Origin of the sequence: Clostridium sp. SGI.024, assembly GCF_050315195.1 — a bacterium.
Lineage (GTDB): Bacteria > Bacillota > Clostridia > Clostridiales > Clostridiaceae > Clostridium.
This window is the reverse complement of the sequence record NZ_JBNPON010000045.1, coordinates 1-13,191: the sequence shown is the minus strand read 5'-3', so window position 1 is coordinate 13,191 and position 13,191 is coordinate 1. Positions and strand designations below refer to the sequence as shown.

The window sequence follows — 13,191 nt, the reverse complement described above, 5'->3', positions numbered from 1 at the left end:
TTCATTTTTCATTGCTAAGCTTTCTACTAATAAAATAAAACCTCCTGAAAAATTATTACTATAATTTTTTCAAGGAGGTTATTCATTAACTAGATATGAAATTTTTGATCCTTACTTATTCTTTTATTTCACTTTGCTTTTTAGATTTTCTAAATATGATAAAAACAGTTGAAAAAATACCAGCAACAACTATAACAGAAAATGGATAAAATATACTTTTATTTTGATATAACTTTACAAAAATATTCTTTTGAACTACTTCAAAATTCAAAATATCTTCTGTTAAATTACCTGCCTTATCTATTGCAGTAAGCTTTAATTCATATGAATTTAATTCATTAAAATCTACCTCAATTACTTCTTGTCCATTTTCATCTTTTATATTTCCCTTTGCTAATTCTCCATTAACTTCTACACCTTGTATTTTATCCATAGGATTATCTAATTTTATTTTAGCACTTATAGATTCAAAGTACTTACCTCCGTCTTCTATACCATCTACTATAAACTTTGGCGGTGTTTTATCTAAAATAAATTCTATACTAACACTTTCAATATTTTCTGCCTTATCTTTAACCTCTATATACAATACATGCTTTCCTTCTTCTTTTATTTCTTGACCTACTTCAAAATCTTCTCCATCTAAAGTCATTGAAATTATTGTATAGTCTGTTAAATCATCTATAACAAAATTAGGTATAAAATCTTCTGTAAAGTATTTTCCTGAAATTTCCTCTTCAAATCTTATTACAGGCTTATCCTTATCAATAGTAAAGCCTATAGTTTTAGTAACTATATTATTTGCTAAATCTGTTCCTACTAGCTTTAAGTTATAATTATCTTGCTCTTTGATTACAGTTCCTGATTCAAAAGGAGTACCATTTAATGTAACACTTGTTTTTTCTTTATCTAAATTTTTATCTGTAATATCATAAACTGGTCTCATATCTTTATTAAAGAAACCACTTAATATTCCTGATATTTTTACTTCTGGTAAGGTTACATCTACTGTAAATCCAATATCTAAATTTGTAGAATTTTTAGCCTTATCACTAGCTACAACCTTATATTTATACTCAATTTCCTTATCTGCCATTAAGGTAGAATTTGCAAAGTTACCTTCTCCATTTATGCTTATGAAATCAATTTTATCATCTTCTGGTTTATCTAACTTAAATTCAGGAATGAATAACTTATTAATATATTGTCCATTTTGTAACACTTTATTTTCATTTCTATTTAAAGGAGTTATTACTGGTGCTGTTTTATCAATAGTGAATTTAATTGTAGGATGAACTACACTATTACCAGCTTTATCAGTTGAAGTTACTGATACTTCATATTCTCCTTCTTGAGAGAAGGTATGCTTAGCTATTTTATCTCTACCTTCGGTTGCAAAATCACCTATTAGATATTCATTACCATTTCTCTTTATAGTTATTTTATTTATATTGTGGTTTACATCATTATTTTTAATTACTAAATATCTATCCATATTATAATACTGATCATTTTCTATTCCTTCAACACTTATAGAAGGTGAAGTTTTATCAGTAACAAATTTAACTGACTGACTATTACCAGCTATGCCAGCATAGTCACTTATAGATACATTAATATTATAAATTGCATCATCTACAAACTCGTTTCCATAGTTTACTTCAGTTACCTCTCCTGTTAGAGGGAATGATAAATCAATACTTGTAGTTTTATTATCTGGAGTTATTTTTTCACCCTTAACATTTGCTATTAAGGCTTTTCCAGTATATTCATTTTTCCAATTTACTTCACTTACTTTAATATATGCATTTTTTTGTGGATTACTATAAGTTTCATTTATACTAGAAAAATTAGTTTCTATAATAGGTTGTGTTCTATCAATAATAAAGCTATATATTTCTGGTAACTTATTTTCATTTCCAGCCTTATCCTTTGAATAAACTGATATATTGTAAGTTCCCTCATCTTTAAAAATTCTTTTAAATACTTGGTCACTTCCTTCAGCTACGAAATCTGTATAATCATTTTTTTCTACCTTTGCTTCTTCCCCTAGCTTTTTAGAAATTTTCTCTATTGTAACCCTATTAACCTCATGATTATTATCTTTAATCCTTATTTCTAATGGTAATTCATTGTTTTTATAATATTTTTTATCTTCAGGAGTAACTACTCTTATATCTGGTATAGTATTATCCACTGTAAATGATACTGAGTTTTTACTACTTTCATCAATAGGATTTCCTACTATATCAGTCATTTCCACGGAAATATCGTATTTACCATCCATAGTAAATAACTTATTTAATACAAATTCATACTTTCCATCTATATAATTTCCCTTTTCATCTTTTATCTGTACAACTTCAATATTCTTTCCTTCTATTACTGTTGCTTTAGTTTCCTTATTCGGTTCTGTAGCTTTTAAATTAACTTTTAAGTTATTTTTATCAAAATTTATTTCATTTATATTTACCTTAACAGAATCTACTTTTTTATTAAATGAATTGTTTAGACTATCAAAGCCTTCAATATTAACTATAGGCTTCGTAGTATCTATTACAAATGAAGTGACTTTTTCTTTTTTATCCTCAGTAAGATTATTTCCAGACTTGTCAATAGCTCCTACTGATACTTCATATACTCCATCTTTATTAGCTTCTAAAGTATACTTTAATACTTTAGAGTTCTCTTCATCTTTAAATTTTTCTTCTTTTCCATTCACTTTTAGTGTATATGATTCAAGATTATTATCAGTTAATATAACTTCAATATTTTTAAATTTATTATAATGTTTTCCTGATACTATATCTTCTCCATCATTACTATCAATTATTTTTAATTGGGGATCTTGCTTATCTATTGTAAAGAATATATTATCAGAAGTTTTTCTATTCTTAGCTTTATCAATAGATTCCACTTCAACTTCATAATTGCCTTCTTCAGTAAATGAATATTTTAGTGTTCTTTCTATTCCTTCTTTTGAAAATTCTCCTATGGAATAATCCTTGCCATCTTTTTTTACAGTAACATTGTTAATATCATTATTTACATCAGTAGTTGTAATTATGACATCTCTATTACCATCATAATATTTTTCATTTTCTATTCCTTCAATATTTATAGTAGGTTCAGTTTTATCAGTAATAAATTTAACAGATTGACTCTTTCCATCTATACCAGCTGAATCACTTATAGATACATTTAAATTATAAATTGCATCATCATTAAATTCATCAGTAAAACTTTTTTCAGTAACCTCTCCTGTTAAAGGAAATGATAAATCAATATCAACTTCTTTTTTATTAGGAGTGAGCTTTTTCCCTTTAACTATTGCTATTAAAGGTTTCCCAGTATATTTATTTTCCCAATTTAACTCACTTATCTTTATAGTAGCTGTCTTTGTTGAATTATTATAAGTTTCATTTAAGCCTTCAAAATTAGTTTCAATTAAAGGCTCTTTTCTATCAATTACAAAGCTATATGGCTCTTTTTCCTCATTTGAATTTCCAGCCATATCATTAGATTCAACTGTTACATTATAAGTAGCTTCTTCTGTTAATACTAATTTAAATACTTTAATATTACCTTCAGATGTTGAGCTTTCTGTATATTCATTCTTTTCAACTAATTGATTTTCACCAATTTTTTTAGATATTTTCTCTATAATAACTTTATTTGTATTATGATTATTATCTTTTACTCTTACTTCTAAAGGAACTGTTTCAAGATTATAGTAATTATTATCTGCTACTGTTTTTATTTCTACTTCTGGATTAGTGTTATCTACTGTAAAAGCTACTGAATTTTTGCTTTTTGTATCAATTGGATTTCCTGCTTTATCTGTAAGATTAATAGAAATATCGTATTTAGCATCATCTTTAAATAATCCTGCTAATTCAAATTCATGGTTTCCATTTTCATCTGATAATTTTTTAATACTCTCTTCTTTTACTTCAATATCAACTGGTTCAGAATTAGGCTTTGTTTTTTTAACTGTAAATTTTAAATTGGATTGTTCAAAATTTGCTTCATTTACACTAAATTTAACAGAGTCTACTTTTTTATTAAAGGATCCATTCAAAGTATCATAATTTTTAATATTTACTACAGGCTTTGTTTTATCAATTATAAACTTTATTTTTCCAACTTCCTCATTAATTGGATTGCCACTTTTATCAGTTCCACTAACTTGTATTTCATATATTCCATCTTCGTTAAATGGTATTATTACTTCTCCATCTTTAAATCCTAACTTTTCACCTGCTTCGTTTTTATAATCAACCTCTACTGTATCACTATCGTTTAAATATTTTTTTACATCAAATCTAATATTATTATCATCTAAATTTTTATCCCTAACTTTTACCTTTACTTTATCTATGTTATATACATTTTCATTTATTAATTTAGTCTCACTATCTACTTCATTAAAAAATTCTACAGTAGGAGCCTCTTTATCAATTACAAATCTTATATTTTCATATTCTGCTTTATTTCCAGCACTATCAATTGATTCTACCTTAACTTCATAATTACCTTCTTCAGTAAATAAATGCTTTAATGTTGCTGTTTTTCCTTGTTTTAAAAACCCTATTTTCTTTCCTTCTTTTTCCAGTTTCTCTTTTATATAATCTTTACCATCTTTGGTTATAATAATATTGTTAATTTCATTATTTACATCAAAAGTTGTAATTGTAACATCTCTATTATCTTTATAATAATCTTTATTTTTTATTTGTTGAATGTTTATAGTTGGTTGTGTTTTATCTACAGTAAAAGATACTTGATTTTTACTTTTTTCTGTATCAATTGTATTACCTGCCTTATCATTAAAATTAATAGTAACATCATATTTAGCATCTTCTTTAAATAATCCTACTAATTCAAATTTATAAACTCCATTTTCTTCAGATATTTTTTTAATATTCTCTTCTTTTACTTCAATAGGCTCTAGTTCAGAATTAGCCTTTGTTTTTTTAACTGTAAAATCTAAATTTGATTGTTCAAAATTCACTTCATTTACACTAAATATAACAGGCTCTACTGTGTTTTTATATTCATTCTGATCTTCAATACTTACTACAGGCTTTGTTTTATCAATTATAAGCTTTATTTTACCATCTTGTTCTGCAATTCTATTACCACTTCTATCAGTTCCACTAACTTGTATTTCATATATTCCATCTTCATTAAATGGTATTATTACTTCTCCGTTTTCAAATTCTAAATCTTCATATTTAATATATTCTGTATCATTATCATTTAAATATTTTTTTACTTTAAATGAAAGACTTCCGTAATCTAACGCCTTATCTTCAACCTTTACTTTTACTTTATCCATATTATATACATTTTCACTTATTAATTTAGTCCCACTATCTTCTTCATCAAAAAACTCTACAGTAGGAGCCTCTTTATCAATGGTAAACTTTATTTTACTATCATTCTCAGCAATTGCATTACCACTTTGGTCATTTCCACTAACTTGTATTTCATATACGCCTTCTTCGTTAAATGGTATTTCTACTTTTCCATTATTAAATACTAAATTTTCACCAGCTTCATTTTTGTAATCAACATCTACTGTAGCATTCTCATTTAAATATTTTTTTACTTTAAATGATAGACTGTCGTAATCTAACGCTTCATCTTCAACCTTTACTTTTACTATTTTATCTGTATTATAGTATCCATTATTATCTACTCCTGTAAATTCTACAGTTGGATTTGTTCTATCTATTACAAAATTAATAGTTTTAGGATCTGATTTAAGTCCAACTTCATCTTCTGCAATAATCTCTAAATTAAAATTATTAATTTCATTTTCTTTTATCTTTGTTTCATATTCATAAGTAGATATTCCTTCCCTACTACTTACTAACTTTAATTCTGATGGATTTACAACTACTCCATTTACTTTTAATTTTGTTGCTTTTAAGTTATTTTCTTTAATTTCAAATTTAACTTTTTGTTTTGTATTGTATGTCTTTCCTTCTATAACATCTAAAATATTTACTTCAGGTTTTACTGTATCTACTATAAAGGAATGCTCAATATTTTCAGTATTTTTTATACCATCAATATTATATATATCAAGCATTAACTTATATTTACCATCGGAAATTATATTAGGTATAGCTTTAGCATTTTTCTTATCTACCCTAGTAAGTTGTTTACTATCTATTTCCACAGGGTTCTCTGAGTCTTTATTATCGTATAATCTATATTTAGCTTTATCTTTACTAAAGTCTATATCCGAATCATTCTGTATTGTTATTTCTATATTTCTAGTGTTATATGTTGATTTTAAAGCTTCACCATTAAATTTTACAATTGGAGCAACATTATTAACATTGAAGTTTATATTTTCTTCACTCTCATTTCCAGCCTTATCTCTAGCAATTACTTTGACTTGGTATTTACCATCTTCAGCTGGAGTAATTTTTAATATTTTTGTTCCATCTTCTCTTGTGATTTCTTCTATATTTAATCTACTATCAGTTGATTCATAAGCTATATTGGCTGTATCTTTATAATTATCATTTAATTCTACAAAAACCTCATTTTGTACCATTAAATCCTCTGATATACCCGTTAATAAAACTTCAGGATTTTGGGTATCTCTTATAACATAAACATCTTCAGAAAGACCATTAGGAATTCCCCAGTTATTATCATCACGTGATGAAATTTTTATATCAACTTTATCATCATTATTTCCCTCTGGAACAGTTATTATAACATTATATTTGCCTTCAAATTCACCATTTTGGGGTATTATTTTTTTTATATTAATATACTTTGCCTCTATAAAACTACCCTCAGTATCATTTTCTGTTACTATTTTAGCTACTACAGCAAAAGGAATATCTGTTTCTTTATTTGTTACACTGAAATTTCTCTTTGCTATTCTATAATACTCACTAAAATCAACTTCCAGTTTTACTTCAGACCTAGCCGCATTATTAAAAAACCACTTTGGATTATTTTCTTGATTAAATATATTTGTTTGTGGATCAAATTCTTCACCTAAATATTTAAATTTAATATCAAATTTAGAATTTGAATATACTACTTTCATTGATACTCCAAATATAAATATAGTAGATAAAACTACTGCCCCTTTATAAACAGCTCCTTTATTTTTAGTTATCCCATTTACCCTTTTTCTCATAATTTCCCCCTAGATTTATATTATTTCATCAGAGTTTACCAATACTATGTCAACTTCATTAATAAATTTCTCTGAAAACCCATTATCCTCCTCTATCAACATAGTTTCTTCAGCATCCTCTGAAATAATAGTTGTTTCTTCTCCATCTAATAACGTTGTATTTTCTTCGTCTAGTAAAGTAGTATCTTCATCATTTTGTAATGTTGTACTTTCTTCATCTAAATTATTGTAATCATATCTAGGTTTTATATTTTTATTCTCTTCAATATCTTTACCCTCAATATTATTTTTCTTTTCTTTTCTAACAGTAATATCTGGTTTAATTCTTCTAGAAAGATTACTATATTTTCTTTTCTCTTTATTACTTTTATTACTTTTAGATATTCTTTTTGCCTTAAAGTTTATTCCAACTAAATCACATAAAGCCTCTGCTACATTTAATTTTAAAAAACTTATTATAGCGAGAATTAATGTAATTATTGTAATTACAAGGCCGCCATAAAACATAATTTCATATTTCATAACTATTCCACCTCACTATAATATTTCTAAATTAATTATTCTTCTTTTTAACTTTTTAAAATCTTCATTATCATTGGCACCAGATATAGCTGATACAGAATTGTAATAATTTTTTATTAAATCATAGCTTCTACCTTCTGTTTTTGCTTGCTCTACATCTAATAAAAGATTAATAATTTTACTATAAGCCTTTATGCTTTCTGGATATTTTTTAATAGTATTATTGTAATATTCTATTGCTGATTGATATTCTTGTGTTTCATAATAAATATCACCAATTTTAATTAGAATATTTTCAGTATTCTTTACTTCTAAATCTAATAATTCATTATATAAGTCTACTGCTGTATTAAAGTAAGCTTTACCTTGCTGCTTATCTTCAGAGTTACTTCCTTTACTATGGTAAGCTTGTGCAAGCTTTTGGCAAAACTCAACTTCATACTTTATTTCTAGCTGATTATCTTCTAAATTTTCTAATACCTTATCAGCTTTATTAATTATGTCTATTATCTTATCATTTGCATTTACAATTTGCCCTTTATAAGATCCATAAATATTAGCTAATGAATTATAATTAATAATTTTCTTTTCATCATTTGGCAAGGTATCTACAAAAGCTTCAAAAGCTTCTAATTCAGCTGAAAATTGTTCATAATCAATATTCATATTGCTCATACTAGTTGCTAAAGTTCTATAGTACTTAACATCAGGTATTCTCTTCTTATCTACTTTTTGAAAATACTTTAAGGCAGATGGATAGTTATTATTATCTAAATAAGTCATTCCAAGCTTAAATAAAACTTCATTATTTTTATCTACCCTACCATATTTATCATTAATATAACTTTCTATTTTAGCTATACCTTCTTTTGTATTACCCATATTAATATAAATATCTAATAAATTTACATACGCTTCTGCTCTACTACTATCAACTTCTGTAATAGCCTTGTCCAATAATTCTATTGCCTTAGAATTGTTTCCATCAACAAGATTAGAACTTGCTTCATTTAATATAGCTTTATAATTATCTAGATTTGTTGATTTTATTCCATTTAAACCAACTAAACTAACAGATAAACTTGCAATAAATAAAGTAGTTGATATTAAAAATGGAGCTATTCTTTTAATAACATTTTTCTTATAATCTGATGTAAGCTTTTCTATATTTTCTAAGTCATATAATAACTTTTCACAGCTTTCATATCTATCCTCTGGATTTTCTTGTATACACTTACTTATAATTCTTTCAAGCCCTTCAGGTAATGAAGGATTTATAGTTCTTATAGGTGGTAAGCTAGGATTTACTTTTTTGTTAATACCTGTAACTAAATAGTATAGAGTTACCCCTAAACTATAAATATCAGTTCTGCAATCTGTTTTTTTTCTTAATAATTGTTCTGGTGATGCATATAAGTTAGTAGCAAAACTTAAAGCACTACTTTCCTCATCTGATTTTATAGAAATACCGAAATCTATGAGCTTTATTCTTCCCTCAGGGGTTAACATAATATTATCTGGCTTCATATCTCTATAAATAATAGGATTGCCTTTTCTTGTATGAAGATAATCTAATACACTACTTAATTGAATAGCATAATCAATTACTTCCTCATGAGAAATTACTTTTTCTCTTTCTATTTTTTTCTTTAAGGATTCACCTTCTATATAATCCATTATTACATAAATATGGTCCTCACCTTCTATAATGTCATATACATTAGGCAAATTCGGGTGATCTAATCCTTTTAAAAGGTTAACTTCGGCTTTTAAACAATTTAATAAAACCCTAGAATCTATTTTATTACTTTTTCTAATATCCTTAAGAGCTACAGATTTTTTTAATCTATTATCACTAGCAAGATAAACAATGCTCATCCCACCTCTGTCAATTTCTTTAAGGATTTCGTATCTTTCATCTACAATTTGTCCTAATTTAATCAAAAGTACTTCCTCCTAAATTCAATTTATAGTTTTTATTAAAATTACTGATATATTATCAGCTTCTTTTCTATCCATAGCTCTAAAAACTAATTCCCTTGCTTTATTATTTAAATCATTATTACAAATGAATTTTTTAGGATTTAGTTCATTAATTAATTCAAACTTTTCTAACCTTCTATAAAATCCATCTGAACAAATAGCATAAACTTCATTTAAATTTAATTCTCCACTTGAAAACTCAGGTGTTATATTATATTTTGCTCCAATGCATTGTAATAATACACTTCTTCTTGGATCTCTCTTAGCTTCTTCTTCAGTTAAATTTCCAAGCTCTACTTCTCTCGCTACAAGAGTTTGATCTTTAGTTAGTATTTCTATATCTTCAAATATTTTGTATACCCTACTATCACCAACATGGTATATATAATATTTTTCATCTATTGTTAACATTAAAGTTACTGTAGTCCCTAATTTACAATTATTCTTTTGTCCATATTCAATCATTTTTCTATTTACATTATTTATTAGTTCATTAATTACAGTAAATATTTCTTCCTGTGTAAGATTTTCAAAATTAATATTCTTAATATCATTATCAAACCAATTTGAAAACATATTAATTACTGTTGAACTAGCAAGTTCCCCCTGCTGAAGTCCACCCATTCCATCACAAACTATAAATAGACCAATTCTTCCGTAAGGACTTTTACATGTTTTCATAAGTAAAGCATCTTGATTTACTTCTTTTCTTATTCCTTTATCACTGTAGTAACCTATTAAATAATTCATAATTAACCCCTGTTCCATATAATGTATTCACTTATATTAATCTATATTAATAAATATTATATAAATCTATAATTTACTATTAATTGCAAAATCGTTCCTATAAATATAGCTATTACAAAAGGAAAAGTATTACCTTCAACCTTAGGAAATTCAATTAAAGATCTTCCAATAAAAATAGCTTTAAAAAAGTAATAAATACTCTTAAGTGTTTTAAATAAATTACCTGTAAATATAAGCTTCCCTATAACAACAATTCCTGCAACAAAAAAACTATATATAATATTATTGATAACAAAATTAACTCCCATTATTGCTCCAATTGTACAAAATAATTTTATATCACCAGCACCAAGCATCTTTAATGCAAAGAATAAAAACAATGCCACAAAAGGTATTATTATACCAAATACTGATGACTTTAATCCAACTAGTCCATTACTTAAGACTGCAATTAACACTCCTAATACTAAAGGAAGTATTAAATGTATATTTTTTATCTTATTATCTTTTATATCTGTATATAGTGTTATTGATAATAAAGTCAATAGTATTAATATTTTTATCATAGCTCACCTAAATGTTATTAATTATAAAAACTAGTAATAATCCTAAAAATAAATAAGGGGTAAATGGTAATTCTTTCTTTGCATTTGATCTACTCTTTATTATAAGCACTATACTTACAGCAAAAACTAAAGTTCCTCCAGCAATTAAAATTGCAAGTAATCCTCGTAACCCAAAAATAATTCCTAAAGCTCCTAAAACTTTAGCATCACCCATTCCAAAAGCACCTCGTGTAACCTTTGAAAATCCCCATAACAATAGAAAAGTAATCACACCAGTAGCTAAGCTCTCTAATATTCCTACACCATTATCAATAGCTAGAGACATAAAAGAAACTATTAGTAATAATACAAATAATTTATTATCTATATATTTGGTTTTGTAATCTATTATAGTTATTCTATAAAATATTAAAGTAACTAAATAATATAGACCCCCTACTAAATTAACACCTAATACACTTATTAATGCCAACTGTATAATTACTGAACTGATATGCACAAACAACCTATCTTTTGTTTTAAATATATCATTAATGGATGTAAATAAATCACTCCCTTCCCCTAATATAAAATAATCTATTATTATATTTAGTAATATAGTTAACCCTATACCTATCAAAATCTTTATAGCAACATCTATCATCTATATATCCTCTCTAAAAATAGTTATATTATTAAAAACTTTTTATCTTAACTTGATTTGCAAACTCCACATCTTTTTTTATATTAAAAAACGGCACCTCAAATGTTATTTTATATTTAACTCTAACTAAAACTTCCCCATCTTCACCAAAAGTTAATTTACTTTTATCAGACTCAAAATCACTTACAGAGCCTAAGTAAATATCTGCTCCATCTCCAAATTCATCTTTTAAATTTTTATCAACAATTTCTGAAAAAATAGCATTAACTGCAGTACTAGCTGCATCATGAACACTATTTTCAGCTTCTTCTAGTAGTTGTAAAATAAACTCTTCTATCTTTTCATCCTCTAATGGATTTACGATTTGTACCAATAAATCCTCTATCTTTCTTAACTTTTGAGATTCTTCAGTTTGCTCTATTTTTTTAAGTTCTTCATAAATATAGGTGTATCCATTAATAAACTTTGCTGTATTATAAATATTACTTTGAACTGAATCATAAATATAAACTACCTTCATAAATTGAATTATAAAAAGTATTGCAAATACAAACATAGGTATCATAAGAGCAGCTTCTATCGTTAAAACACCTTTATCTTTTCTCATTACTCTTCATTCCCTCCCCCTATTATCTATCCACTATAAATTTGAATTTTTAAGATCTATTCTATCTTTATGAAAATTATTTTAATTACACAAATTGATTTTATTTATACTTTATGTAATTAAAATAGTTTTCTATTATGTAGCTTTATATATATTCAATAAAAGATTACAATTGAAAGCATATGTATTACTTTTCTTTTAATATAAACATCTTAATTATTGCTTTATTTATATGCTTTCAATTGTTTGTATTTTTATTTGTATAAACTTATTTAAACTTATGTTTTAATATTTTATTCTTTATTATATTATGGATAAATTGTAATTATATAGTCTATACAGTTATCTCCTAATACTATTGTTTCTTTAACTTTCCCATTTTCAATTTCTATTCTATCTATAGATGTTAGCGTTTTGTAAGTATCATTAACCTTTTCATTAATTTCGTCAGTATTTTTAACCTCAGGTGCTAAAATATTGTGTAATTTATAAAATTCTGTTTCTTCAAATTTGAATTCTTTAGCTTTCATTTCTTCATCATTTACATTTAAAGTTAATTTAGCTGTTAAATATTTTATTTCATCATTTTCTTTAAATGCTATTCCATATCTTCCTATAGTAAATTCATTAATAGCTTTTTGATTACTATTTTCATATTCTATACTTGTTTTTCCATCATACTTATCATTTTTATTTTTCTCTTTATAATCTATATTATTTTCTTTTAATAATTTCCCCACTTCCGCTACTGTTGAATTATAGAATTCATACATTTCATCACTACTTCTTTTCTTTTCTTCCTTAGATTCTTCTTGTGTTACTACTTCATTACTGTTACTTGTAGTTTCCTCTTTATCAGATGTACATCCTAATACTCCAATACTTAAAGATAATATTATTAATGCGATTAATCTCTTTTTCATTTTTGTCCCCCTATTATCTATCC

At 25.7% G+C, this 13,191-nt stretch carries 8 protein-coding genes; all 8 read right to left on the bottom strand.

The features are described from left to right. Window positions 1-115: 115 nt before the first annotated feature. Complete coding sequence (locus ACQRD5_RS12110) at window positions 116-7,174, bottom strand: Ig-like domain-containing protein (RefSeq protein WP_427746858.1); 7,059 nt, start codon at window positions 7,172-7,174, stop codon at window positions 116-118. Between the two features lie 15 nt (window positions 7,175-7,189). Next, window positions 7,190-7,696 carry a hypothetical protein gene (locus tag ACQRD5_RS12105; RefSeq protein ID WP_427746857.1) on the bottom strand — a complete coding sequence of 169 codons (507 nt, stop codon included), beginning with the start codon at window positions 7,694-7,696 and terminating at the stop codon, window positions 7,190-7,192. A 15-nt stretch (window positions 7,697-7,711) separates the two neighbouring features. Further along, window positions 7,712-9,640 (bottom strand): protein kinase domain-containing protein, encoded by a 1,929-nt coding sequence (locus ACQRD5_RS12100; RefSeq protein ID WP_321129664.1) that lies wholly within the window; start codon window positions 9,638-9,640, stop codon window positions 7,712-7,714. Between the two features lie 18 nt (window positions 9,641-9,658). After that, entirely contained in the window at window positions 9,659-10,429 is a 771-nt protein-coding gene (locus ACQRD5_RS12095) for a PP2C family protein-serine/threonine phosphatase (RefSeq protein WP_321129665.1), read from the bottom strand. Window positions 10,430-10,485: 56 nt separating this feature from the next. Next, complete coding sequence (locus ACQRD5_RS12090; RefSeq protein WP_294363664.1) at window positions 10,486-10,995, bottom strand: A24 family peptidase; 510 nt, start codon at window positions 10,993-10,995, stop codon at window positions 10,486-10,488. 7 nt (window positions 10,996-11,002) lie between these two features. Beyond that, a complete protein-coding gene (locus tag ACQRD5_RS12085; protein WP_308780774.1) occupies window positions 11,003-11,638 on the bottom strand; it encodes an A24 family peptidase in 636 nt (211 codons plus the stop codon). A 31-nt stretch (window positions 11,639-11,669) separates the two neighbouring features. After that, window positions 11,670-12,245: a TadE/TadG family type IV pilus assembly protein gene (locus ACQRD5_RS12080; protein WP_427746856.1), complete on the bottom strand. Its 576-nt coding sequence runs from the start codon at window positions 12,243-12,245 to the stop codon at window positions 11,670-11,672. A gap of 308 nt (window positions 12,246-12,553) precedes the next feature. Continuing rightward, a complete protein-coding gene (locus tag ACQRD5_RS12075) occupies window positions 12,554-13,168 on the bottom strand; it encodes a hypothetical protein (RefSeq protein WP_427746855.1) in 615 nt (204 codons plus the stop codon). Window positions 13,169-13,191 lie beyond the last annotated feature (23 nt).